Annotated in this window: 22 protein-coding genes; 14 read left to right on the forward strand and 8 right to left on the reverse strand. The window is 46.6% G+C overall.

The window, feature by feature from the left end; all coding sequences use genetic code 11:
• Nucleotides 1-85: 85 nt before the first annotated feature.
• A complete protein-coding gene (locus SP90_RS07755; protein WP_066854282.1) occupies nt 86-1321 on the reverse strand; it encodes a hypothetical protein in 1236 nt (411 codons plus the stop codon).
• Nucleotides 1322-1897: 576 nt separating this feature from the next.
• Here SP90_RS07755 and SP90_RS07760 point away from each other — a divergent pair.
• From SP90_RS07760 to SP90_RS07785, 6 genes are all read left to right on the forward strand, one after another.
• Nucleotides 1898-3073, forward strand: a complete 1176-nt coding sequence (locus SP90_RS07760) for a THUMP domain-containing class I SAM-dependent RNA methyltransferase (RefSeq protein WP_066854284.1) — start codon at nt 1898-1900, stop codon at nt 3071-3073.
• A 108-nt stretch (nt 3074-3181) separates the two neighbouring features.
• Nucleotides 3182-3670, forward strand: a complete 489-nt coding sequence (gene gpt / locus SP90_RS07765; RefSeq protein ID WP_066854286.1) for a xanthine phosphoribosyltransferase — start codon at nt 3182-3184, stop codon at nt 3668-3670.
• Nucleotides 3671-3746: 76 nt separating this feature from the next.
• Nucleotides 3747-4817, forward strand: a complete 1071-nt coding sequence (locus SP90_RS07770; protein ID WP_066854470.1) for a BMP family ABC transporter substrate-binding protein — start codon at nt 3747-3749, stop codon at nt 4815-4817.
• 30 nt (nt 4818-4847) lie between these two features.
• The gene (locus tag SP90_RS07775; protein ID WP_066854288.1) at nt 4848-5909 is read left to right on the forward strand and encodes an ABC transporter permease; all 1062 of its coding nucleotides are present in this window, start codon (nt 4848-4850) and stop codon (nt 5907-5909) included.
• Nucleotides 5910-5911: 2 nt separating this feature from the next.
• On the forward strand, nt 5912-6832 hold the full coding sequence (locus SP90_RS07780; protein ID WP_066854290.1) for an ABC transporter permease: 921 nt from the start codon (nt 5912-5914) through the stop codon (nt 6830-6832).
• A gap of 2 nt (nt 6833-6834) precedes the next feature.
• Nucleotides 6835-8370, forward strand: a complete 1536-nt coding sequence (locus SP90_RS07785) for an ABC transporter ATP-binding protein (RefSeq protein ID WP_066854293.1) — start codon at nt 6835-6837, stop codon at nt 8368-8370.
• 275 nt (nt 8371-8645) lie between these two features.
• On the opposite strand, the gene SP90_RS07790 is transcribed toward SP90_RS07785, so the two are convergent.
• The 4 genes from SP90_RS07790 to SP90_RS07805 all read right to left on the reverse strand — a co-directional run bounded on the left by SP90_RS07790 (nt 8646) and on the right by SP90_RS07805 (nt 11694).
• Nucleotides 8646-10178 carry a phosphoethanolamine transferase gene (locus tag SP90_RS07790; protein WP_066854295.1) on the reverse strand — a complete coding sequence of 511 codons (1533 nt, stop codon included), beginning with the start codon at nt 10176-10178 and terminating at the stop codon, nt 8646-8648.
• 219 nt (nt 10179-10397) lie between these two features.
• On the reverse strand, nt 10398-10787 hold the full coding sequence (locus SP90_RS07795; RefSeq protein WP_066854297.1) for a carboxymuconolactone decarboxylase family protein: 390 nt from the start codon (nt 10785-10787) through the stop codon (nt 10398-10400).
• Between the two features lie 75 nt (nt 10788-10862).
• Nucleotides 10863-11219: a MerR family transcriptional regulator gene (locus SP90_RS07800; protein ID WP_066854299.1), complete on the reverse strand. Its 357-nt coding sequence runs from the start codon at nt 11217-11219 to the stop codon at nt 10863-10865.
• Between the two features lie 70 nt (nt 11220-11289).
• A complete protein-coding gene (locus tag SP90_RS07805) occupies nt 11290-11694 on the reverse strand; it encodes a VOC family protein (protein WP_066854300.1) in 405 nt (134 codons plus the stop codon).
• Nucleotides 11695-12000: 306 nt separating this feature from the next.
• Between SP90_RS07805 and SP90_RS07810 the strand changes: the two genes are divergently transcribed.
• Complete coding sequence (locus SP90_RS07810; RefSeq protein WP_066854304.1) at nt 12001-12486, forward strand: DUF1269 domain-containing protein; 486 nt, start codon at nt 12001-12003, stop codon at nt 12484-12486.
• Between the two features lie 15 nt (nt 12487-12501).
• The gene (locus tag SP90_RS07815; RefSeq protein WP_082936347.1) at nt 12502-13557 is read left to right on the forward strand and encodes a permease; all 1056 of its coding nucleotides are present in this window, start codon (nt 12502-12504) and stop codon (nt 13555-13557) included.
• Nucleotides 13558-13788: 231 nt separating this feature from the next.
• On the opposite strand, the gene SP90_RS07820 is transcribed toward SP90_RS07815, so the two are convergent.
• Nucleotides 13789-15132: a multiheme c-type cytochrome gene (locus tag SP90_RS07820; RefSeq protein ID WP_231895546.1), complete on the reverse strand. Its 1344-nt coding sequence runs from the start codon at nt 15130-15132 to the stop codon at nt 13789-13791.
• Between the two features lie 42 nt (nt 15133-15174).
• Nucleotides 15175-15741 (reverse strand): cytochrome c3 family protein, encoded by a 567-nt coding sequence (locus SP90_RS07825; RefSeq protein WP_066854307.1) that lies wholly within the window; start codon nt 15739-15741, stop codon nt 15175-15177.
• A gap of 289 nt (nt 15742-16030) precedes the next feature.
• Between SP90_RS07825 and SP90_RS07830 the strand changes: the two genes are divergently transcribed.
• The 6 genes from SP90_RS07830 (at nt 16031) to SP90_RS07855 (ending at nt 24732) form a co-directional block, all read left to right on the forward strand.
• Nucleotides 16031-18478 carry a response regulator gene (locus SP90_RS07830; protein WP_157471219.1) on the forward strand — a complete coding sequence of 816 codons (2448 nt, stop codon included), beginning with the start codon at nt 16031-16033 and terminating at the stop codon, nt 18476-18478.
• Nucleotides 18471-19916, forward strand: a complete 1446-nt coding sequence (locus SP90_RS07835) for a sigma-54-dependent transcriptional regulator (protein ID WP_066854311.1) — start codon at nt 18471-18473, stop codon at nt 19914-19916. The genes SP90_RS07830 and SP90_RS07835 overlap by 8 nt, the downstream gene beginning before the upstream one ends.
• Nucleotides 19917-20059: 143 nt before the next feature.
• Nucleotides 20060-20650 (forward strand): cytochrome P460 family protein, encoded by a 591-nt coding sequence (locus SP90_RS07840; protein ID WP_082936348.1) that lies wholly within the window; start codon nt 20060-20062, stop codon nt 20648-20650.
• 221 nt (nt 20651-20871) lie between these two features.
• On the forward strand, nt 20872-22206 hold the full coding sequence (locus tag SP90_RS07845; RefSeq protein ID WP_066854314.1) for a sensor histidine kinase: 1335 nt from the start codon (nt 20872-20874) through the stop codon (nt 22204-22206).
• Nucleotides 22199-22849, forward strand: coding sequence for a response regulator (locus SP90_RS07850; RefSeq protein ID WP_066854316.1), 651 nt, complete (start codon nt 22199-22201; stop codon nt 22847-22849). The genes SP90_RS07845 and SP90_RS07850 overlap by 8 nt, the downstream gene beginning before the upstream one ends.
• A 158-nt stretch (nt 22850-23007) precedes the next feature.
• On the forward strand, nt 23008-24732 hold the full coding sequence (locus SP90_RS07855; RefSeq protein WP_066854318.1) for an aldehyde ferredoxin oxidoreductase family protein: 1725 nt from the start codon (nt 23008-23010) through the stop codon (nt 24730-24732).
• A 106-nt stretch (nt 24733-24838) separates the two neighbouring features.
• On the opposite strand, the gene SP90_RS07860 is transcribed toward SP90_RS07855, so the two are convergent.
• Nucleotides 24839-26239 (reverse strand): glutamate decarboxylase, encoded by a 1401-nt coding sequence (locus SP90_RS07860; protein WP_066854320.1) that lies wholly within the window; start codon nt 26237-26239, stop codon nt 24839-24841.
• Nucleotides 26240-26339: the final 100 nt, after the last annotated feature.

Below are 26339 nucleotides of genomic sequence, written 5' to 3' on the forward strand. Positions count from 1 at the left end.
TGCAGGACAGCCCTTTTTTTATTCAAGTAGGTAGATAAAAAAACGTGAGATGGAATGCTTTAGTCAGGCTGAAAAAACGAGCTTGTTACAGTAAGCCCAGATCAGTAAGCCAGCCTTCATAGAGTGCTTGAAGCTGGTGTTCTTTTGCTTTTCTTGCCCAGTTTGCCAGTCCTGCTGCTTTTTTAGTCAGCGCGCTGATATCTTCCAGCTGCGTGTTAATATGTTCAAGCTTGTCATTAGCCATTTGCAGCAGGTTTGCGTTATTCGCTGCTTCGGCTACGGCGGCAAGTTTGCGGTAACGCGGTAACATCGGGAAGAAAAATGTTTGTAGCAGGCGAATGCCGCATGCTTCGTCAAATTTACCTGTGGACTCCAGATATGCGGCTAATTGTACATAACCGGTTTGCCAGAGTGGCTCTTCAAGGATGAGAGCAAGACAGGTTGACGGGTCGGGCGACTGCATCATTCGCTCATTCAGTTCCTGTTCGCGTTCTGCGGTTAAGGTCATATAGCTTTCGAGCCAAGGGGAGATGGTAAACTGATATCCTTCCTCAGTGGCGAAGAGATGTTTGTCCGGCCCGAAGCAGCCTTTGCAGCGGTCGTTGAGACGCATGGTGTCAATGCTGAGATCGTCTTCAGTAACCGGCTTGCTGGTGTCGGGAGCGAGCAGTGTAGCTTGTGGTATAAGCTCAATAGTCTTTTCGTCGTTGCGGACAGAGCAGCATAGATCGAGTATCTCCATGCCTGTTTTATATTTGGTATCGAGCTGATCGGCGCACTCAAAGGTTTCAGCGCGCATAAGCATTCCGTTTGCAGGCACAGCTTGCAATGAACGTTGTTTTAAAACAGCAGGGTGTGTTGAAGGAAAAGATGCAAAAAGCGGCTGAGCCTGTAATGCAGGCGTGAAGGTGGTGCCACAGCTTTGTACTCGACCGGATTCAGGGCAGATGATCAGCGGCGCGGCAATGCCTGCTGATGGTGTTTCAGCAAGATGGGTAAGAAGCGGTGTAATAGTTTCCGCAGTCAGTTGAGCGCCAGCTTCGAGAAAGAACAAAAATTCACTGTCAGCAGCGTCAGCAGCACAGTTGAAAGATTGTGCTGTGTTGATTGGTGCTGTAAGTTCAACAAGTTTGGGAGAAGCTGGAAGCTGTTTTGCTTTTTTAATGGACGCTGAGACCGCAGGCAGTACTTCACCGGATGCTGCGATAATGATCTCGCATTCAATATTGTGAGGCAGGTTGACGCATGAGGCGAGAGACAATGCGGCTGCTTCTGCACTTCCTGTGCATGAAATGAGAATAGAGAGAGTTTTTGATGTCATAGTATGCATTCTGCGGTGTATTGAATTGAAGGTTGCTTGGACTTAATCAAGTCCTCGAGTCAGGTCGTATATAATGATACTGTTTGGGTACCCAGTTTAGCAGGCTGTTTTGATATGACATACGCCAAACAGATTCCTGATTGTTGAAAAAGTGTTCTGAACTAGTAAACGTATCTGAGAAAACAGGCAACTGTCAGCGTGAAAGTGCTGTAACGAGATCGGCGAGATCTTATTTGGAAAGATCCGTGATACAGTTATTGAGATGATTGATACAGGTTGAGACGTGAAATGTGTCTCAGCTTGCTGCTATTTGCATCTTAATTCGGAGTCATATATATCGTGTTCATCTTAACAGCTGACACGGGTTTTTTATAAAAAGATCTAGGAAAATCAATGGATAAGATTCGCTCCGTAAAACAGTATTCGAGCAGGTGGAAATCTGCTGAGTTTTGCTGCGGAGTTAGTGAAAGGGTACAGGGCAGATGCCTTGTTTTGTATCTGGCAATGTTATGCGGACGGAACGTGTAATCTAGCCGGATTTTTTATTTGTAGCTGCACGAAGCGTGCAGGAGAATCATGAGTATTTTTAATCGTAAGTCAGAGGTGCTGATTACATGCCCGCGCGGTGCAGCACCTGTCTTGGCTGAAGAAATCAGACAACGTAATTTCCCAGTAAAACATGAGCGTATTGCCGCTGTAGAAACATTTACCACTATGGCTGGCTGCATGCGGCTGAACCTGCACTTGCGCACCGCGCACCGTGTGCAGTTCCAGTTAGCATCATTCAGGGCATATAATGCCGACGATGTGTACAAGTACGTTCGGGAATATATCGACTGGGACGAAATTATTCGTCCTGACGGCTACCTTTCTATCTCTTCTTTTGTGCAGAACGAGTCTATTCGTGACTCCCGTTATGCCAACGTTCGCGTTAAAGATGCAATTTGTGACTTTATGCGTGATAAGCATGGTCGCAGACCGGATTCAGGCCCTGAGCAAACAGGCATTGTTCTGTTTCTGCACTGGGTGAATAACCGTTGCAAATTATATCTTGATACTTCCGGCGAACCTCTCAACCGTCGTGGATACCGTAAACTTCCTTGGAAGGCACCTATGTCCGAGCCGCTTGGCGCAGCTTCATTGCTTGCCAGTGGGTGGGATGGAAAAAGTAATGTTGTAAACCCGATGTGCGGCAGTGGTACTCTTGCCATTGAAGCTGCATTGATCGGCTTGAACAGTGCTCCTGGGCTGATGCGTGATAACTACGGCTTTATGCACCTTCCAGATTTTGAACAGGCTCGATGGGATAGTCTCCTTGATGAAGCTGAAGCATCTGAGAACGGTGAACTTGATTTCAGAATTATTGCTACAGACAAAAGTGCTGAAGCTGTTGAAGCTGCTAAAAAGAACGCTGCTGCTGCGGGTGTTGATCGCTACATCGAATTTGATGTGTGTGATTTCCGTGACACGGAAGTTCCTGAAGGCGGCGGTATAGTGATTATGAACCCTGAATACGGCGAACGACTGGGTGATGTACGTTACCTTGGCGAAGTGTATCAGGCCATTGGTGATTTCTTTAAGCAGAAGTGCCAAGGGTATAACGGGTTTATTTTTACCGGTAACTTGGATTTGGCAAAACAGGTTGGTCTGCGAACCTTTAAGCGACTTACTTTCTTCAGTGCTAAAATTGAATGTAAGCTGCTCGGTTACCAGCTGTACTCCGGTTCTAAAAAATCCGGCAAGCAGGACTGATTGTAGCTGACTTTTCTTTTGGGTGGTGAGGGGCTGCAGCCTCTCACCATCTGAATATACTGACGTTACCGTACTACTTCCACTTTAAATACATATTGGACAAATACCGTGGCTGACTCCAACCGCTATTCAAAAGTTACTCCTGTCTCATGGGAGTTGTTGCAACGAGATGCCAAGCAGCTTGCTTGGGACTTGCTTAACAAAGGTACATGGAAAGGCATTTACGCGATCACGCGTGGAGGGCTTGTTCCTGCTGCAATTCTCGCAAGGGAAATGGAGATCTACCAGATAGAGACTATCTGCCTGAACAGCTACAGCTGGAAAAATCAGGGTGAGATGAATGTCTTGAAGGAAGCAGAAGGGGACGGCGAAGGCTGGTTGATTGTAGACGATTTGGTTGACACTGGCGGAACTGCACGGGTGGTTCGTGAAATGCTGCCTAAGGCACATTTTGCAACGCTGTATGCAAAGCCTGAGGGCAGACCGCTGGTGGACACATTTATCAGAGAATACTCTCAGGATACATGGATCTTGTTTCCGTGGGATTCTGAGGTGCAGTTCACAGAGCCTCTCGCGAAGAGGGTAAGTGACAGCTAGTTTGTATGTACTTGGAGGCTACTGTTTTTAGTGGCTCCTGTTTATGTTCGGCATTTGTGTTTCATGGGAGGAAACAATGCGTAAATTGGTAGGTATTGCACTGCTCGCAGCAATGGTAGCTGTTGCTGGTTTCGGCACAACGGTAGCTCAGGCAAAAGATTTAAAAGTTGGCTTCGTATACGTATCTCCAATTGGAGATGCCGGATACTCATACGCACATGATCTTGGTCGTCAGTCTGTTGCCAAGATGGACGGTGTAAAAACTTTTTATGTTGAATCTGTGCCGGAAGGTGCTGACGCAACCCGTGTTGTTAATAACATGGCTCGTAAAGGGGACGATGTAATCTTTGGTACCAGCTTCGGTTACATGGACCCAATGCTCAAAGTGGCAAAGAAATTTCCTAATACTACCTTTATGCATTGTTCCGGTTACAAAACAGCACCGAACATGTCTGCATACTTCGGTCGTATGTATCAGGCTCGCTACCTCGCAGGCCTTGTTGCAGGTTCTATGACCAAGTCCAACATCATCGGATACGCTGGTGCGTTCCCGATTCCGGAAGTAAAGCGTGGTATTAACGCATTTACTCTTGGTGTACGTGCTGTAAATCCTAAAGCAAAAGTACACGTTGTATGGACAAAAACATGGTATGACCCAGCAACAGAAAAAGAAGCTGCTAAGTCTCTCATCGATATCGGTGCAGACGTAATTGCACAGCATCAGGATTCTCCTGGTCCACAGGAAGCAGCGCAGGAAGCTGGTGTATACTCTATCGGCTACAACTCTGATATGTCTGCGTTTGCTCCTAAAGCACACCTTACTTCTGCAATCTGGAACTGGAGCGCATTTTATCCGGTTGTGATTGAAAAAGTGAAGAAAGGCGAATGGAAAGCAGACAACTACTGGTGGGGACTCTCCGAAGGCGTAGTTGATCTTGCACCATTTGGCGACATGGTTCCAAAGAAGGTTCAGGACATGGTTAATGCTCGTAAAGCAGAGATCAAAAACGGTACCTTCAAGGTGTTTGCAGGCCCTATCAAAGATCAGTCCGGCAAGGTTCGCATTAAAAAAGGCGAAGTTGCTTCTGACAAAATGCTTACAGGCATGGACTGGTTTGTTGAAGGTGTTGAGGGCTCTAACCAGTAGCCTTAGGGCTCATCTGGAGTATCTTAGCTTATGCTAGGTTTTACTATTGAAAAACGTCAGGAGCCCCTCAAGTGGGGCTCCTTTTTTATCTTTCTGGTTGCGTTGGTCTTTTCCCTCGGCGTAAGTGCGTTGCTGTTAGCTATTCAGGGGAAACCACCTTTTGAAGCCATGTATCTTTTATGGGACGGAGCGTTTGCGCATGATTGGGCGCTTGAGGATACCATCCTCAAAGCTATTCCGATTTTCCTCTGTTCTCTGGGAGTTGCCGTTTGTTTCAGAATGCAGATCTGGAATATTGGTGCAGAAGGGCAGTATGCACTGGGGGCAGTGGGTGCCACATGGGTTGTGCTGAGCATGCCGGAAGCACCGGTATGGGTGATTATGCCGCTCATGTTTGTTGCGGCTGCTGCATTTGGTGCAATCTGGGCGATTATTCCTGCGTTGCTGCGTGAGAAAATGGGACTCAACGAAATTATTTCTACGCTTATGCTGAACTACATCGGCATTCTTTTTTTAGAATTTCTTGTGTACGGTGCGTGGAAAGACCCGGCAAGCTTTGGCTTTCCGATGACCATAATGTTCCCGGACACAGCTGTTATCGGTGAATTGTTTGGTCGTATCCATTGGGGAATTCTTGTCTGTGCAGGTGCAGGCATTGCCCTGACAATATTTTTAAAGCACACCCGCCTTGGTTTTGAAATCATGGTGAGTGGTGAAAACCCTCGCGCAGCCCGTTATGCACGAATGCCGTACAGTGCCCTTGTTGTTCTTGTTATGGGCGTTTGTGGTGCGCTTGCTGGCTGGGCAGGGCTTATTGAAACATCCGCAACACTTAACCGCCTGCAGCCTACAGTTGTTGTGGGGTACGGTTTTACTGCGATTGTTGTTGCATGGCTTGCACGGCTGCGCATTACATCAATTGCAGGGTACTCCATTCTGCTTGCAGGTCTGCGCGTTGGTGTAGAAAACTTGCAGCTTGAATTGCAGGTTCCTGCTTCATTTACCGGAATTATGCAGGGACTTATCCTGTTAAGCGTGTTGGCTGGTCAGTTTTTTAACTGGTACTCATTCCAGAGAAGCAAGCGAGGATAATCGTGGGCTTAGAACTTATTATTCCTATTCTGGCTGCGACAATTCAGTCCGGCACGCCTATTTTGTATGCAACTCTTGGTGAGATGCTTACAGAACGTTCCGGTGTATTGAACCTCGGTGTTGAAGGCATGATGATCTTCGGCGCGTTTTTCGCTTTTCTAGTGTCCCATTACACAGGCAGCCCATGGCTTGCTTTTGCCTGTGCTGGAATTCTTGCAGGACTCTTCGGCCTTGCACATGCTGTTGTTTGTCTTGTTTTTCAAGGGAACCAGGTAGTTTCCGGCCTTGCTTTGACTATTCTTGGAGTTGGTCTGGCAGACTTTTTAGGCACCCCGTATGTAGGTCTGTCTGCTGACGGATTCTCTCCGTTCTCCGTCCCGCTGCTATCTTCATTACCTGTACTGGGTGACATCTTCTTTAAACAGGACGCGCTGGTATATCTCTCCTACTTTTTGCCGTTTCTGTTCTGGTTCTTTATGAACCGCACCAAGTGGGGGCTGGCAGTTGGTGCAGCAGGAGAAAACCCAGCAGCATGTTTTGCCGCAGGTCTTAACCCAGTGAAATTACGCTGGGCAGGAATCTTCTTCGGTGGCGTTTTGTGTGGTCTTGGGGGAGCGTATCTTTCACTTGCGTACACCCATTTATGGACGAACAATATGACGGCCGGTCGTGGTTGGATTGCTGTTGCACTTGTTATTTTTGCATTCTGGCGTCCGGGGCGCGCAATGTTCGGTGCATATCTTTTTGGTGGTATTATGGCGTTTCAACTTCGCCTTCAGGCAGTAGGCGCAACGCTTCCTTCTTCCTTGCTGCTTATGTTGCCGTATGCACTTACAATTATCGTTCTTCTCTTTTCATCAGCTCGAGGCAAGGGGCGTCAGGCTCCTGCGGCGCTCGGTGTGAATATTGAGCCGGGAGAATAGCCGTGGCAGAATATGTAAATAAGCGAACGAACCGTGGTGCATTTGCGGGACAGACTCCGTTTGTCCGGTTGCAGGGTATCAGCAAGCACTTTGGCAAAGTGCGGGCTAACCACGAAATTAATCTCGATATCCGCCCCGGGATGATCAAAGCCTTACTCGGGGAAAACGGCGCAGGCAAATCAACGCTCATGTCCATTCTTTCTGGAAGGTTTCAGCAGACTTCCGGTGATATTTATGTAGACGGTAATCTTACATCGTTTGCCTCTCCAAAAGATGCCATCAAAGCAGGTATCGGTATGGTGTACCAGCATTTCATGCTTGTAGAATCCATGACCGTTGCCCAGAATGTTCTTCTTGGGCAGGAAAAAGCCTTTTTAGTCAGCCCGAAAGAGCAGGAAAAAGAGGTTGCTGCGTTGGCAGAACAATATGGGTTGCCTATTGATCCGGCAGCAACTGTGTCTTCTCTCTCCATGGGGGAAAAGCAGCGCGTAGAGATTCTCAAACTGTTGTATCGTGACAGCCGTGTACTTATCCTTGATGAACCGACAGCTGTATTGACTCCAACTGAGACAGAGCAGCTTTTTGAGGCCATGTGGCGTATGGCTGATCAGGGTAAATCTTTGGTGTTTATTTCCCATAAACTTAAAGAGGTTATGGCAGTTGCGGACGAGGTTGCCATTCTTCGAAAAGGGGAAATCGTAGACGAATTTAAAGAGTCAGATGTTCCAAACGAAACCGTGCTTGCCAACCGTATGGTTGGGCGTGATGTGGAACTTTCTCTCGACGCACAGCCTGTAGAGCCGGGTGCAACAGTTCTGGATGTGCAGGGACTGGATGGCGACGGACTTGAAGAAATCATGCTTTCTGTAAGAAAGGGTGAAATCGTCGCTATCGCCGGTGTCGCAGGTAACGGCCAAAAAGAGTTGGTGGAGGTTATCTGTGGTTTGCGTAAGCCGATCAAGGGTGACGTATCCATTCTCGGTCTGGAGTGGCATGATTTTTATCCGCGTCCTCCAAGAAAAGGACGTTCTCTCGCCTACATTCCAGAAGATCGTCAGGGATTGGCAACCTGTAAATTCGTCGATCTCGTAGATAACTTTTTGCTTACGACACGGCATTCTTTTACCACGGGACCGTTTTTGAACCGTAGTAAAGCCGTTGATACCACCGTGGATATTGTGGAGCAGTTCAACGTGCAGCCGGGACATATAGACGCAGATGCCCGCTCTCTCTCCGGTGGCAACCTGCAAAAACTTGTTATCGGTCGTGAGTTTTATCGTCAGCCGGATATTATTGTTGCGGAAAACCCTACACAGGGGCTTGATATTTCTGCAACGGAGGAAGTATGGCAGCGTCTTCTCGAAGTACGTAACCGTGCCGGTATCCTGCTTATCACATCTGAGTTGAACGAAGCACTGCAATTGGCTGACCGTATAGCCGTCATGTACCGCGGACGTATCATCGATCAATTCCCGAAATCAGATACCAAAAAAGTAGACGCAATCGGTCTGATGATGGCAGGTGTTACTCCTGAGTAATTAGCTTGTTAGACATATGTTGTGAGTGTTGTTGCCTCCGGCGGGCAAGGAGGCAGCCCCTTGCATCCCTGCGAGAGGGACGCCCTCTCGACTGCGAGATTGTACTCCCCGTATGCGTTACTACGTACAGCAAAAAAGCTCAGTCCTGATATCAGGGCTGAGCTTTATATTTTGTGAGGTAAGTCGTGAATGGCAATGTGCTTCAGAGAGTTCTCGCTAATAGGGGGTGCAGGGGGAATTATTTCCCCCTGCCCGTCGGAGACAAAAAAGAAGAACTATTTTTCGAGCAGAGCTGGTAAGTCAGAATCTGGTAAAATAATTCCGCCAAGATTTATTGTCCAAGGGAATAACACGTCATGTGAAAGTTCGCTGCCGACGTGCTTTTCGAGGGCTGCGATGGCGTTAGGCGAGTTCTCTTTGTATTTGTCTGAGTACCAGATGATGAACGGTACATTGCGCTGTTCAGGACGCTTTGCATTTCCGTGCATAAAGATACCTTCTTCACCCAGAGATTCACCGTGATCTGATGAATATATCACAAGCGCGTTTTGTTCTTTAAGCATGGCGATGATGTCAGCAAGAAATCCATCTGTGGCAAGAATGCTGTTGTCATAGGCATTCACAATTTTTTCCAGATTATCAAACTCGTTACAGTTGTCTGGTGTGAATTTTCTATATTTTTTAGCGTACTTGGTAGAGTAGTTGAAATGGCTTCCGCGGGTGTGGATGATGATCACCCTGTTACCACAAGAGGTGGAGAGTACCTCTTGCAGTACCGGAAGCATCATTTCATCTTTAAACGTTGAATAGTCTGCGGTTGTGAAATCGTTTCTAAAGAACGTGCGCTGGGCATTTCCCATAATCCGGGTTGTCGGCATGTCACTGCTGTATGCCACTTTGCTATTTGCAGATATCCATGCTGTCGAGAACCCGTGTTTTACAAACAGGTCGATAAAAGAGTTTGTGACGATCTCAGGTTCATCAGAAGTTGCAGGTGTGAGCATGACAGGAACTGAAATGCGTGTGAGCGCAGCAAAAGAACGGATTGCCCCAAATGAAATTACGTTGGGTTCACGCATAAGGCGGGGAGTAGTTTCCCGTGTGTATCCGTTTAGTTGAAAATGGTCTGCCCGTGCAGATTCGCCGATGACAAAAACGAGGGTAAGAGGCTCATTGTTTTGAGGAGAAATTTGTTCAGATGCAAGCAGGGCAGAGCTTTTTGGCTCTGGACGGGTTTTATATTGTACCCAGCGTATGGAAAAGTTTGCAAGAGAGTCTATGACACAGAAGGGGAACGCATACTTTGTGGCAATTGCAGGTCGAAGCTCTCGTGCAATAGGGTGCTTGTCCCATTTGGCAAGTGCAACATTAACGGGAATAAGGAGTACCAGTAACAGTATCGGGATGAGAGGGCGTTGAGGTGTGCTTTTACGTATACCTATGTATGTCAGAAGAGCAAAGATGCAAGCAAGAAAAATTGAAGCAATAAATTTTGATGTAAGCGCTTCTCCAGATTCACCTTGCGTTGTTTCAAGAAGTAAAAAGAGTAAATTGTCGCTGATTTTGATGTTAAGGAAGTTGAAAAGATAAGCACAAATCGTACAAATAAAGATTAGAAAAGGGAGAAAAACTATCGTAATCTTTTTAAGATACAAAGAAAGAGAAAATATACTGTAATGAAATAAAAAGAGATATGCTATTGAAATTATAAAATATGGAAATGATAATTCCATAATTGGCTTGTACATCATCAATGTGAGTAATGTCGAAAGAAGAAGAACAAAATAATTTCTTTGAATGAAATTCATTGTTGAATCCTGAAAATATATAAATAAGTTTTTCTTGAGCGAACTCCTTGTACAGATTAAAAGGTTAATGAAAGATTAAGTTGTGCTGTGGAGTGTAAAAAGTGTGAAAATGATATGTTGGTACGCTGTATGGCTGTGCGGTAAACAACAAAGGCATAAATAAGACGAATTATCAGAATTCAGCCTTACTTATGCCTTTTCTGGTTACGGTAGAGTTATTTACTCAACTGTGATGATGCCTCGTTCAATAAAAACGTCTTTCACAGTGAACATGGCGTTTAATGCTGCAGGGAACCCCGCATACACTGCCAACTGTATGACTGTTTCAACTATCTCTTCAGGCTTGCACCCAACATTTAGTGCTCCATGTGTATGTACTCGTAATTGAGGCTGGCTGTGTCCAAGTGCAGTGAGCGCCGCAACTGTTACAAGCTCACGTTGTTGCAGCGTCAGACCGTCACGTTGATAGATGTCACCGAAAGGGAATTCTATTGTGTATTTTGCGAGATCCGGAGCGATTGATTGAAGGCTTTCAATGACCTTCTGTCCTGCTTCCCCGTCAATTTCATGCAGTTTTTTGAGACCATCAGTATAGCGTTGGCTTTTCATGGAACTCTCCTTGTGTCGATATAGTTTGGGTAAGACACAAGCGTACAAGTTAGAGTCCACTCTAAGTCAATTCTTTTATGAAGAGATGAGTGTTTTGTAATACGCTATTTTGTCATGCAATTTTTTAAGGTGCTGTGTTTCGAGTGCAAGTCGCGCCTCTAATGTGGCTGCGTGGTCTTCAAGTAAGAGCATCCGGTCAGTAGCAGTGTGGTCACCTTGTTCGCGCAGCTCGGCATACTGTTGAATTTGTTTTAGTGGCATGCCCGTATCTTTCAACCGTGTGATAAACTCTACCCAGATGACATCAGCATGGGAAAAGATACGATGCCCGCTCTTGGTTCGCTCAATGTTTTTGAGCAAGCCTATTTTTTCGTAGTACCGGACAGTGTGAGATGTAAGTCCGGTAGTCAGAGAGAATTCCTTCATGTTCATGGTGGTGTCCGCATACAATAAGCCCATGCAATAAGGTCTTGCATGGGCTTTGTTATTGGCTGTTCAGCGATTAGGAAGGGTTGACGGGGTGCAGTTCTTTGGAAAATTCCACAAGATGTCCAGTCGGGTCCTTCACCATAGCTGCTTCAAAATTCCATGGTTTAATTTCAGGTTTTGAAATGGTGCTCGCACCATGCTCAAGCGCTTTTTTATAGGTCTCTGTTACGTTTTCAACATCAAAGCCTATTTGCATTCCCAGAGCTTCGTTGTCCGGATGCGCCTTCTGGTAGCCTTGCGGAACAAGCTGGGTAGCTAGCTCGTGGTGTGAGAATGACAGGACGGTGTCTCCTGTTTCCATTTCCGCGTACATGCCGCTTTCATGCAGGAACCGCAGTTCAAGGCCAAGCACGTTTTGATAGAACTTGATAGCCGCTTGGATATCGTCAACATACAGCGTCACGTAAGCTAACTTCATGAGTGTTCTCCTCCGGAAAAGGTGCGTTAATTTATGTGGTTATCCTTATGTTCTGTTACCCTAATACCTTGTTCAAGAAAAGGGGAATAACAGGTTGGTACGAATAATCATGGTGCGTTTCGTCTGCAGGTACCCATGATGTGTGCTGAATCTTATCTAGAAAAAACTAGCAAACTGCACTCAGTATATATTGATTGTGATGATTGATGAACAGGGTTGAGGCTGCGGATGATGAGTTATCATAACGGGCGGGCAGCCAGCACGGTATTCTGAGGAGGTTACTAACATTACATTGGAGGGTTCAGCATGGCTGACTTAGTGGTAATTGCTTACGATTCAGAGCAAAAAGCAGAAGAGGTGCGCACTGAATTATTGAAGATGGCTGGTGAATATCTTGTTGATATTGAAGATGCAGCAATTGCGATCCATAAGCAGGATGGAAAAGTGAAACTGCGTCAGGTTCATAATCTTGCAGCAGCAGGAGCCATCGGCGGAAGTTTCTGGGGCGTGCTTATCGGGTTATTGGTCCTGCAACCATTGCTTGGATTGGTTATCGGAGCTGGAGCCGGTGCAGCAGCTGGTGCATTAAGTGATGTAGGCATCAGTGATTCTTTTATGAAAGAGCTTGGAAGCAAGCTTACACCGGGAACATCCGCATTATTTGTACTGAGTTCAAAGCTTACTTCAGACCGTGTGCTGGAAAAACTAAAAGGCAGCGGTGGTCATGTAATGCAGACTTCACTATCGCATGAAGATGAAGACAGATTACGTACAGCCATTGGTGACTCATAATCGCGGAGCAGTAATGTGATTATTCTTAAAGTGCTGTGGGCTTTTGCCTTACTAGTCTGGAGTATGCTGTGGCCAATTGCATTCGGTTTCATTCTTTCATCCATAGTGCGATCATGGGTGCCTTCTGAAGTAGTTGTTAGGCATATAGGAAAGAATACGTTGTGGAGCGCAATATTGTCCGCACTCTTCGGTGTTGTTTCTTCAGTCTGTAATTACGCGACAGCGGGAGTCGGTCATTCTTTGCGACTAAAAGGGGCAAGCTGGTCTAACACGCTCGTGTACATGCTGTGCAGTTCAAACATAGGCATAACAATGCTGGTGGCTATCTATGGTTTCCTTGGTGGAGAGTTACTCGCTTTGGAGGTGACAACAGGATTGGTACTGGCTGCAACAGCATTTTATTTCGCCATGCTCTTCAGGCTTCCTGCACCGGAATCACAAGAGCAGAGCGCTGAAGAAGACGACGGTATGGAAATGGGTTTCTGGGAACAGTCTTGTACGTTCTTTTATAATGATATCTCCATGACGCAACGTGATATTGGCATCGGCTTATTTGTAGCAGCAACGCTTGGAGTTGTTGTGCCAGCAGCATGGTGGCAGGATGTTTTTCTGCTCGGATATGGCTCAAATCCGCTTGTGTGGGGATGGAATGCCTTGGTGGGAACTGCCATTGCAGTGCTTACATTCGGATGTTCAATCGGTAATGTGGCTCTTGGGGCTGTCCTTTGGTGGAACGGCGTGACACCGGGAGGAGTTATGGCCTTTATGCTGGCAAGCCTGCTCACATTTCCCATGCTGAACATGTACAGAAAGTACTATGGCCTGTGGGTTACTGTTAAGCTCGTTCTGGTGCTTACAGTCTCTGTGGTAGTAGCAAGCGTGATTGTCGATTTCGCAGTATGGTTGTTGAGTATTCAATTCCAACGTGCCGGAAGCATTTTCGAGCATGCCAGCGAACAGAAGGTGTTGTTTACTGCGTTGATGAATTTGGTTTTTGGCGGATTGGGGGCATGGATGTGGATTGTGGGTCGTAAACACTCTACAATGCATGCCGGAATGAAGGGAATGTAGTGACAGTAAAAAAGCAGGTATCCTGTGGGAGGATACCTGCTTTTCACTGATCTTAACTATAGAGGCATGCTGTGTGAAGGTAACTGCTTGTTGTTTTTTGTCTTTGTCTGGGTAAAAGGGAGCTTAACGCTGTTACTTATGATGGTAAGGAAGCTTACCTAGCTGTGTGCATGTGGGGTTTTCTATAGTTAAGTACGGGGCACCCGAAGGTGCCCGCGTAAGAGGTTTCTATTAAATTGGACCTGTGCTCATTACTGGGCTCAGCTCTTCAATTTTATTGTTTTTGATACGCCAGTTGTAGAGATCTTCCATATCTTTGTAGACCTGGAATACCTGGAAGAATCCATGCCAGTGTGCGTAGTCAGGACCGTTCATAGCTGCACCATGACGGGCGCGACGACCACAATGGTGCCACAGGTAGTACATAAGTTCCTGATATGGATCTTTCCACTTGTCTTTCTTGAGCAGGCCTTTTGCAGCAAGCTCTTTCTTCATTTTTACAGCGCCGTCCCAGTACTTGTTGTACAGAGCAACAGTGCTGTCGAGAAGCTGGCGTTGTACCTGAATGTGTGTTTCGCCGTGACAGCTTGCACAAACCTGACGCATTTTCTTGTCGCCTTCAATGCCGTCACCGCGTTCGCCGGTACGGATTTCAGAGCGTTTGTGTACGAGGTCCCACTTGAGACGGGAGGTTACGTTATGAGTAGACTCAAGCGTACCGATTCCGCTCATGTGACAAACAGCACAGGTAGGAGCAGTATAGTCGCCCGGTTGCCATGCGCCGGAAGCTGCTTCCCAGTTCCATTCTTCGCCATGCGCATTAAAGATCTGACCGTGCTTGGATTCTTCGTAAATCTCAATGTGCGGATGGTCAGGGCCAAGGTGACATGAAGCACAAGCTTCTGGCTTACGAGCCTCTGCAACAGAGAACTGGTGACGGGTATGGCAAACTGTGCAGTTGCCGATGCCGCCGTCAGGGTAGCGTGTACCAACGCCGCCCGGCCATGTCATGTTTACAGGCTTGTTGTCAGGGCCGAGTTCGACTTGGGTACCGTGACATGCCTGACAGCCGCCAGCGCCTGATGCACGGTTAACCATGGTGCCTTCTTTTTCACCGAGGAAGTTAGCACCTTCAATTGCAATAAGTTTTTTGAATTTTTCTGATTCGATAAGCGGTTTACCGGCAAGTTTTGCGTGAGCAGATTTAGAAAATTCTTCTGCTTCGTGCGGGTGACAACGCGCACATGTTTTTGCGGAAACCATCGGGGAAATATATGTATTTGTGCCTTTCAGACCTTCACACTGGCTGGCCATCGGAGAATCTTTCTCTACAGCATGACAGTCATAACAGGAAATAGCAGCACTTCCCATACGTCCGTTTTTCCAGCTTTCGATGATGCCCGGTGTCTTCACAGAGTGACACTCGATACAAGACGCAGCTTCTTTGGTGTAGCCGCGTTTGATTACAAGTTTCTTTTCGCCAACTACGCCTGCATTGGCAGCAAGTGCAGTCATGATAACTCCACCTACTACAAAAATGCTTAACAGCGTAATTTTATGCAGAAATGTCCTCACACGTTCCTCCTTAAGAAATAGAATAATCAGTGTAATGCGTTGTTACTTTTTGGTAGCAAAGTACTCTTTAGTGTGAATTCGCATGTTTTTGTGACCTACATGCTCGTGGCAGCTTGCACACTTTTTACCGCTGTCGCCGCGTAAGTAGTCTCTGTGAGCAATAAGCCCGCCTTTTGAGATTTCCTTTGGCAACAAGTTAACGTGGCATTTGCGGCACGCATTATCATACGTGAACTTGGTACGGTTACGATCGGCAGCACCTGCCCAATCATATGTGTACGGATCAATAAGCATGTTGTTGACTACGTCAGATACACCGGTGACTGCTTTTGCTGTGAGATATTCCACAAAGGAGCCATGCGGCAGGTGACAGTCGACGCATTGCGCCTGAAACCCTTTGGAGTTCATTCCGCCGTGTTTTGATTCCTTCCACGATGTCTGGAACGGCTTCATAACGTGGCAGCTCACACAGAACGTATCTGTATTGGTTGCTTCAACCATGTAGCCAGATGCAAGCACACTGACGACTGTCAGCAAAACACCCATCACAGCTCCGCTGAGCCATATGGAGCGTTTCGATTTTTTTCTTACATCTGCCTTCTCAGGCATTAAATCACCCCCTTAACAGTTAGTAGAGAGGGGTTCTCCGAAGAGAATTTGAGCGTACAATTTGCACGCTACCCTCAGGTTTCTGAGTCATGTTGTTAGTGATATAAATCCAAAAAACGTGCCAGCTCTTGTGAAGAAGAGAACGTAAGAAAATGGTGTTATATTTTATTATGTTATGATTTTACGAATAAAAGAAAGTGGTTGCTCCTATTGAACTTGTCAGAAAAATCTGACAATAATTCAGGAAAATCTGAAAGTTTTGTCATATTTTTCTGAAGCGGGTGGTGCGGTGAAAACAAAAATTCTCTTTTTTCCGGGGGTAGTTCTGCTGCTCTGGACAGGGCTGATTGTGGCCTTGTTCAGTTGGTTTGTTATGGGCGAACAGCAGCATATAGAACAGATTGCTCTGCGGCAGGCGAAAGCTTTTTTCAGTCAGGTGGTGACTGCAAGAGAGTGGAATGCCATGCATGGCGGAGTGTATGTTGAAGTGACCAATACGGTTAAGCCGAACCCGTATCTGGAAACTGAGGACAGGGATATCATAACCGTGGATGGGAAAATGTTCACAAAGATCAACCCTGCCTACATGACCCGCCAGCTTTCAGAAATTTTATCCATAAGTTCCGGTGTATCTTTCCATATAACCAGTCTTGATCCTAAGCGCGAAGGGAACTCTGCTGATGAATGGGAAAAGAATTCGCTACGTGCTTTTGAAAAAGGTGAGTCGGAACGGTTTGAATTTATCAATCAAGGTACAGAAAATGCCACGTACCGGTATATGGCTCCGTTGTATGCGACAGCATCCTGTGTTCAATGCCATCAGGAACCTGGTTCTTCTATCCGTGGTGACATTCGTGGTGGTATCAGTGTCTCGATAGCTGCTCATCCGTTATTGCTGCTTGCTGATGCTAATCTGGACAGGATGGGACTGGTTTTCCTCGTGGTAGGGATAATCGGCTTTGTTGGCTTCGGGTACAGTGCTGTTCAAATTATCCGTAAGCGCGACGAGGCTGAAACTGCAAGTCGAATAAAATCCATGTTTTTGGCGAATATGAGCCATGATATGCGGACGCCGCTTACTGGTATCATTGGAATGTCCGAATTGTTGCGCATCAAACCAGAACCTCATGAACAGGAAGAATATGCTTCTCTTCTTCAGCTTTCTGCCAGTAATCTTCTGGAAATAGTAAACGACATTACAGACTTTTCCCGAATTGAGTCAGGGAGGATGGAGCTAAAAGAGCGTCCGTTTGTTCTGGACAGTCTTGTTCAGCAAAGTCTGGATATGGTGCGCTTTGCCTGTTCCCGTAAAAATATAGTGCTGGAAAGCGTGATACAGGACGATGTTCCTGATCAGTTTATCGGGGATGAGTTCCGTATCAGGCAGATGCTCGGAAACTTGCTGGGTAACAGCGTGAAGTTTACTCAAAAGGGTTCCATTACGCTTACAATTCGTAATGAAGGAATAGTAAATGGTGTTTGTACGTTGCGTTTTTCCGTGCGTGATACCGGAATAGGAATCAGGCAATCCCATCTGGCTACTATTTTTGACAGTTTTTCTCAGGGAGAAGCTGCTCTTGAAGATGGGCGTATGGGCACAGGGCTCGGGCTTTCCATTACCCGTCACCTGACTTCAATGATGAAGGGACGAATATGGGTAAAAAGTAAGTTTGGTGCAGGCTCCACATTCGCATTTGAAATACCGTTGGAGTTACCTGCAGAAGCTGACCGTATTCCAGATGACGGAAAGGTGTGCGTTTCCAGTGTGGAAGCGTCAGGTACTATGACTGGGCACACCATTCTCGCTGTGGATGATAATCCGTTAAATCGGGTGTACATCCAGAAAACACTGGAGGCGCATGGGCATACAGTACTGCTTGCAGAAGATGGTGAAAAAGCCCTTTCAGTGCTGCAAACACGATGCGTAGACATAATCTTTATGGATGTGCAGATGCCGGTAATGAACGGTATTGAAGCCACGAAGCAGATACGCGGCCGTGGTGATCTTGCTGTTGCGGCGGATGTTCCTATTATTGCCATTACAGCGTTTACTGTTGACGGTGATCGTGAGCGTTTCTTGCAGGCCGGTATGAGCCACTATGTGAGCAAGCCGTTGCAGGCGCAGGATATTTTGGACGTACTGGTGAGTGTACTTGGTGCACCACCAGCGTCTGTTGAGGATGCGCCTCAGGGGAATGATGAGGCGCAGAATGGTGAGGGATATGACGTTCTTCCGTGCGATGCAGAAAAGTCAATGCTATATGGGGCAGAAGAAGTAGATGCAACAGCGGTCAGCTTACAGATTGAGGAGAATGCTATGGTGTTTTTAGATGTCAAAAAAGCAATGGAAGCCATGGCAGGTAATGCAAATTTGTTCGGTATATTGTGTTCCAGTTTTTTGCAGGAATCTGCTGAAAAAGAAGGTAGCTTACAGCGCGCGGTAGCAGAGCAGGATTGGCAGGCTGCTATGGTCGCGGCACACGCATTAAAAAATTCTGCGGGACTGCTGTGTGCAACAGCGTTGCAGGCCAGTGCTACACGGATTGAAGCCGACTGTAGAAAGATTGTTGAAACACATGGAGCTTCCATTGACTCTGTAGAGGGAAGTAGCGAGCAGTACGCTGCTGAGCCTGTAATCTGTGGGAGGATTGCTGCCGATGTGGAAGAACTTAGTGTTGTACTGGTGCATACCCGTAATGCGATTACCAAAGTTATAGAGGAGACAGCACGTGGCTAAAATCCTTGTTGTTGATGATGAACTGCTGATTCGCACTATGCTGTCAGAGGTTATTACCTCGTTGGGACATGAAGTCATTGCAAAAGAGAACCTTACACAGGGGTTAGCTGCTGCAAAAGAAATCTGTTTTGATGTTATCTACTTAGATGTGCTGCTGCCAGACGGTAATGGTCTGGAGTCTATTAATGAGATCAGACAGGTATCTTCCTGTCCCGAACTGATTGTCATGACAGGGCATGCAACTCCAGATGACGCTGAAATGGCGGTACGCCACGGTGTATGGGAGTATCTCCATAAACCTTTTACTGTTGAGCATATTGTCCGTTCTCTTACTCGTGTGATCGCGTTTCGGGAGCAAAAGCGTCAGCAGATGAAGTCTGCTTTGAAGAGGGATGATATTGTCGGGAGCAGTCCTGCACTGATGCAGGCTCTTGACCTTGTGGCGCAGGCAGCGTCTACCTCGGTAAATACGTTGGTGCAGGGAAAAACCGGTACAGGCAAAGAGCTGTTCAGTCGCGCTATCCATGACAACAGCAGCCGTTCAAATAAGCCGTTTGTGGCGCTGGACTGTGCTTCGTTTACAGAGACGCTGCTGGAAAGCCATTTGTTCGGGCATAAAAAGGGTGCGTTTACAGGGGCAACAGCAGACCGCGAAGGTGTATTGCAGGCCGCAGATGGTGGCACACTGTTTCTTGATGAAATAGGCGAGTTGCCAATGCAGCAGCAAAGTGCTTTTTTACGTGTGCTTGAAACTAAGCGTTTTCGACCTATTGGCTCGACGAAAGAAATAACCAGCGATTTTAGGCTGGTTGCAGCGACAAATAAAGATTTGCGCGAGATGGTTCGGTTAGGTCTGTTCCGTGAAGATCTACTGTACCGCTTGCGTGGATTGTCCATTATCTTGCCGCCGTTGCGGGAGCGTAAAGAAGATTTGCCGGAACTGGTAACATGGTGGTTGAAGAAACGGTGCGAATCACATGACCTGCGATCAAAAGTGGTGTCGGACGATTTTATGGAAACCATCATGGCCTATGATTGGCCGGGTAATGTCCGTGAATTTATTCATAGTATGGATAGAGCTTGCACGACCGTGGGGCAGGAGTCCGTATTATACAGCACGCATTTACCTGTGGAGTTACGTGTGAGCGTTGCCAGAGCGGCTACAGGAGAGCAACTGGGGCAAAGTCTGGTTGATCCTGTTGCCCAAGAAACAGCGTATATAGCTTCGACCCCAACCATAAATTCTGCTGTTTCCCTAACAGAACCGAATGTTTTTCTTCCGCAGTCATTGAAAGAGCATAGGCTTACAAAAGAAAAAGAATATATTGAAGGACTGCTTGCCTATACACAGGGTGATATTAAGCAGGCACACATACTTGCCGGAGTCTCACGTGGCCATCTTTATGAGCTTATGAAAAAACATAACTGTAGTAAGTAACATCATTGTAGAATGATGTAATAAATCAGCAGAGTAACCGGTATATCTTTCTATATACTTGAACGACAAGTGCTTACGGGACGATACTCTATATGTTCAATGCTGGCGGTATGTTGTCGTCAGGGGATATATAGGGGGAGTCCATGCAGAGGATTCGGTTTATTCTGACACTGACGTGTGTAGCTTTTTTTCTGGCATCTCCGGTGCGTTCCGTAACGTTTGAAGGAGAGTGCACTGCAACGCAGGAAGAGTGGGAAAAAGCATTTAAAGAGTGGGACAGTGCAAGACAGGTTTGGCATGAGCCGAAGCAGGCTCCAAACAAAATGCCATTTCCTGATAGCTATAGAGATTGGAATTTATTCAGTATATCCTACCGTGAGGATACGCAGACATTGCATGCCATTATGGGAAACGATGTTGCAATGCTTGCCGCACGGAATAAATATTTTCCTCCCTGGCCGGAAGGAACTATCCTTGTGAAAGTTGCCTGGCGTCAGCGCAGACTTCCGGAATGGCCTGAAGCATGGGTTCCGGCTGACCTCCTTGCTATCGGCATGATGTATAAGAATAAGGAACAGTATGCGGATACGCTGGGTTGGGGATTTTCTATCTGGAAAAAAGAGAAGCGTAAGCTTCCAGAAAATTTTGGTGCCACCGTACAGGAGTGTGTAGCGTGTCATGCTCCGTTGGAAAAAAAGGATTATGTCTTTACCATGCCTGCAATTCTTCCATAGCAGGTTGTGAGTAAGAGATAGCCAGATGACGAAGCATAGACTTCGTACAGATCGAGATATTGAAGGGGAAGAGAGCAGTTATTTTACTGGATTGTGACAGTGTGCCATGCTGTTGCTGCCGGTGAGTATCTGCTCTTTTTTTTGTCTTTGATTCGGGATATGCATTATACACAGTGTCTGCATTCCCTGCGTGCACTGTCCACTGCGTAAGGGAGCATAGTTTGAAGCGTATTGATAATAACCGTTCCGCATCAGTTGAAATTTGCTGCTTTGTCGGCATAGCAGCTTGCATAGGGCTTGCTGTAGCCGGAAGTATGCCTGCACCTTTTGCTCAAGGATGGATTCGATTTTTGCAGTTGGTTGTGCCAGTCGTTGTTCTCGGTTTTGTTTGTGTACTGCACCGGAGATGGCGCGAATCGGTTTCAGCTCAAAATAGAAGCGTGCTGCTTGAACTGGCTGATACTAAGTTAGCTTTACATAAATTGCAGCGAAATAAAGCGTTGATGCAATCGATTTTTCACGCATCACAAAATATGTACTATGTGTTCGATGAGTTTTGTGTGTGCAGGAATGTCATAACATCCAGAGAAGACTTGCTTGAGTTGTGCCATGTAGCAGAGCCGTGCGGTAAGAAACTGAATGAACTTTTTGATGCGGATGTAGCCAAAGTTGTCCAGCGATCTTTGTTGAAAAGCCTTGATTGCAAGCGGCTGCAAGTTATTGAATACCGTGTCGAACATGAAGGAAAAGAATACTGGCTTGAAGGGCGCGCTCTTGCATTGCCGCAGAATGGATGCGGTGCACGCCAGGTCGTTTGGATTGCACGGGATATTACTGAAGAAAAACGCAATAGAGAAGCTGTACGGCTTTTGTCTACGCAGCTGGCCCTGTCGGAAGAACAGCAGCGTCGTAAAATTGCAGTCGAGTTGCATGATAGCCTCGGACAGATTTTGGCTATTGTCAAAATGCGTCTTAATTTGCTGCGCCGTTGTCTGCGTGATGGTGATGAACTTGCGTTGCTTGATGCCAGCATGGAACAGCTTGGAAGCGGTATTGAGCTGACACGGACACTCGTATGGGAATTAAGCCCGCCAACATTGTATGCACTCGGGCTTGTTTCTGCTGTTGAGTGGCTTGGTGAAAAGTACGCTGGAGAGCATGACATAGAGTTTACAGTGGAAGACGAAATGCAATGCTGTATATGGGACAGCGATTTCAAGATCATGCTGTTCCGTATAGTTCGAGAGCTTATGGCAAACGTTGTAAAGCATGCTGATGCATCAGCTTGTGCCATTGCATTTTTCAGCCGGATGGAAGGTCTCGTTGTTACGGTACATGACAATGGCAAGGGCTTTCCAGAAGGAACAGACCGGACTGGGTTCAGAAAGGGGTTCGGGCTGTTGACGATTCAGGAGTCTGTACGGCATCTGGGAGGTGATGTGCACTATACATCAGATGGTGTCGGCGGGTATGTTCGTATTTTTATTCCTTTCAAACAGACCGCACCGTCTCTCGGGGAACCGATAGGTGCAGCCACAGGAACGTTCAATGGATAACACTATCCGCGTAGTTATTGCAGATGACCATAAGGTTTTTTTAGAAGGGCTTTGCTCGCTTGTAAAAGATGAAGAAGATATCGAGGTAATAGGTAAGGCTGCAAACGGAGTAGAGCTGCTTGAACTGGTCGAAGAGTTGCGTCCTGATGTTGTTATCTCAGACATCAGCATGCCGGATATGAACGGTATCACCGCTGCACAGAAGATTACTCAGGAATTCCCTGATACGCGAATCATTGCATTGTCCATGCACAAGGATACTCAGTTCGTGCGGGAAATTCTTAAGACAAATGCGTATGGTTTTCTTCTTAAAGATTGTTGTTTCGATGAGTTGGCGCATGCTGTGCGCTCTGCAATGAATGGAGAAATTTGTCTGAGTCAACCTCTCAGAGATTCTGTGGTGCTGGACTATATAGGTACCTTGCGGAATCCGCAGGATGAAGAAGTTGCGCTCTCTGCGCGGGAAAGCGAGGTGCTTAAGCTGATTGCAGAAGGACTCAGCACGAAAGAAGTGGCAGAGCAGTTGTGCATTAGCGTCAAAACTGTTGAGACGCACCGCAGGCAGATTATGCAGAAAACAAAATACACAAGTGTGGCAGAGCTCACAAAGTATGCAATTCGTTGTGGATTGACGACTGTTTAAACGCTCAATCAATGTCTAGCTATTTTAGCACGTTAAGGGAATGCCTTAGTTGTTTTCTACTTTTCCCTGATTGAGGGAACTATGTGTACGGCGTATACAGGAACTCCTATAAGGATTTATACACCGGTGTTATCCGGAGCAATACAAGGAGTTATTTAATGAGAATTCTTAGAATTAATACTCGTACTCAGGAATATGCATTCGAAGAGCTTGGCGAATATGCAGGACTTGGCGGACGCGCTTTAACATCCCGCGTTGTTAACAAAGAAGTACCGGCTGACTGTCACGCGCTTTCTGCAGAAAACAAACTTGTTTTTGCATCCGGCGTTCTTGCTTGCACAAACGCTGCTAACTCTGGTCGCGTATCTGTAGGTGCTAAATCTCCACTCACCGGTGGTATTAAAGAAAGTAACTCCGGTGGTCAGTTTGCTAACCAGATGGGTAAAATGGATCTTCAGGCTATCATCCTTGAGGATAAGCCGGAAGATGAAGCTGGCTTCACTAATATTTTCATTTCCAAAGACACGGTAACGTTTTCTGCTGCTGACGAAATTGTTGGTATGCACAACTACCCTGCACAGGAAAAACTGCAGGAAAAGTTTGGTAAAAAAGCAGTAACCTGTCTCTGTGGCCCTGCTGGCGAACATTGCATGCAGGCTGCAACTATCCAGTTCTCCGACCCTGAAGGTCTCCCTACACGTTCAGCTGGTCGTGGAGGCATGGGTGCGGTTCTTGGTTCCAAAAAAGTTAAGTCCGTCATTCTTGACCCTGAAGTAAAAGGGAAAGTTGTGATGGGTGATGAAGAAGGCTTTAAAGCTGCTCGTAAAGAGTGGACAGATATTCTGCGCGGTCATCCGGTAACCAGTGAAGGTCTTCCAGCGTTCGGTACTGCAGTTCTCGTTAACATCATTAACGAAGCAGGCGCATTGCCGACTCAGAACTTCCGTAATGGCCGTTTTGACAATGCAGAGAAAATTTCCGGTGAAACTCTTGCAGACACCATCACCAAGCGTGACGGTAAAGTATCTCACGGTTGTCATACCGGTTGTATTATCCAGTGCTCTCAGGTGTACAACGATAAAAACGGCAAAATGCTCACAACCGGTTTTGAATATGAAACTATCTGGGGCTTTGGTGCACATCTTCTTATCGATGATCTTGATATCATTGCTACCATGGACCGCACCTGTGACGAAATCGGCATGGATACCATTGAAATGGCAAGCTCTCTTGCAATGGCAATGGAAGGCGGCCTTATTGCTTGGGGCGATGCTCCGGCTGCACTTGAGTACCTCAGAAAAGTAGGTACTGGCGATCCTGTAGGCCGTATTCTTGGTAACGGTGCAGGCTTTACTGCAGCAGCATTCGGCGTAGACCGTATCCCGACTGTGAAAAACCAGGCATTGCCAGCGTATGACCCTCGTGCTGTAAAAGGCGTTGGTGTTACCTACGCAACAACTCCTATGGGTGCTGACCATACTGCTGGTTACGGCGTATGTCAGAACGTTCTGAAATGTGGCGGTGACGTTGATGGTCACGGTAAAGACGGCAACATTGAAGTTTCCAAGAACCTTCAGATTGCAACAGCAGCTGTAGACTCCCTTGGTCTTTGTCTCTTCGTAGCCTTTGCTGTTCTCGATGACGAGCGTGGTGTGCCATGTATGGCTAAACTCGTATCCGGTCTCCTTGGTTCTGAGTACAGCGTAGATGACGTTGTAAACCTTGGTGTGGGTGCACTTAAAGACGAGCTCGACTTTAACCGTCGCGCAGGCTTCACTGAAAAAGACGACCAGCTTCCACGTTGGTTCACTGAAGAAGCACTGCCACCACATAACGTTAAGTGGGACTTTACTGCTGAAGAGCTTCAGGAAGCAAAAGTGTAATTCTGATTGAAATAGAGAGTATAAAACGCCGGAGGAAACTCCGGCGTTTTTTTATGGTGAAATTGTATATGTAACAGCTTTTAACCCAGCTGCCTGACGATCAAATTTAGGAGTGGTTAAACGACGCGCGCTGCTTATCTTTTCCACATGGCGGTGTTTGAGTCAGTTCTTCAATGACTTCCTTAAAGTCTTTCAGCAGCAGGTAGAGCAGGTCTACACTTGTTCCGTGCCGTACAACAATGCGCTGCACAGGGATTTCTTCACAGTTTGGAGGAAGTGTGTAGGTTGGGATAAGCCATCCACGCTCACGTAACGCATCAGAGAGCTGGTAGAGGCTGAAGGGAGGCTTGCTATCGTCCTTGAACTTCCAGCAGACCAACGGCAACCCTTTCGAACTGTTATTGAGAAACTCAAAGAGCCCGAACTGATCAAGTCCTGCTGCAAAGTATTCTGCAGCTGCAAAACAGGCTTCCTGAACCTTCACATATCCTTCGTGTCCCAGACGGAGGAGGTTGTAATACTGGGCGATAACTTCACCACCCGGGCGGGAGAAGTTTAAAGCAAATGTTGGCATTTGGCCGCCAAGGTAATTGACGCGGAAGATAAGATCTTCAGGGAGGTCATCTTCTGTAGCCCAGACAACCCAGCCGCACCCCAGCGGAGCAAGGCCGAATTTATGACCGGATGAGTTAATGGATTTTACACGGGGTAAACGGAAGTCCCATTTTATTTCAGGCTGCATGAACGGTGCAACAAATCCACCGCTCGCAGCATCAATATGCATAGGAATGTTCAGGCCGGTTTCCTGCTGCAGTTTATCAAGAGCAGCATGTACTTCTTCAATAGGTTCGTAGTGGCCGGTAAATGTTGTACCGAGAGTCTGGACAACTCCAATAGTGTTTTCATCGCAATGTGCAATAACATCTTCAGGTGAGGACATGTAGTTGCCTTCGTGCATAGGTAATTCACGAAGCTCTATGTCCCAGTAACGCGCAAACTTATGCCAGCATACTTGCACAGGGCCGCAGACAAGGTTTGGCTTGTCAGATGGCTTACCTGCTGCTTTTTGGCGTGCCCGCCAGTTCCATTTGAGTGCCATTCCACCAAGCATGGCAGCTTCGCTGGAGCCGGTGGTAGAGCAACCTATAGCAGGCTTGCAAGTGCCATTTTCAGAACCGGGGCATTCTTTGGCATTCCATAAATTTGCGAGCATGGATACACAGCGTGCTTCAATTTCTGCTGTTTGAGGATATTCATCCTTGTCGATCATGTTTTTATCCATGCACTCTTGCATTAAGTCCTGAACTTCCCGTTCAAGCCAAGTAGAGCAGAAAGTTGCCATGTTTTGACGGGAGTTGCCATCCAGTAACAGTTCATCATGAATCATCTGATAGACCGCTTCAGGGTTTCGCTCTTTACGGGATATGCGATGCACATTCAGTGGCTTAGTCATGGATTCTACAGTAAACAGATCATCTAGATTCGCTTTATGATTATGAAGGGGCATATATTCCTCTCTACGGTTATTAATAAATTTTTATCTAATAAGTACAGTAAAATACTTTTGATGTGAAGAAAGTATAAGTTGTGTAGAGAATGGAACAAAA

The sequence above is a fragment of the Halodesulfovibrio spirochaetisodalis genome, assembly GCF_001672295.1.
GTDB lineage: Bacteria > Desulfobacterota > Desulfovibrionia > Desulfovibrionales > Desulfovibrionaceae > Halodesulfovibrio > Halodesulfovibrio spirochaetisodalis.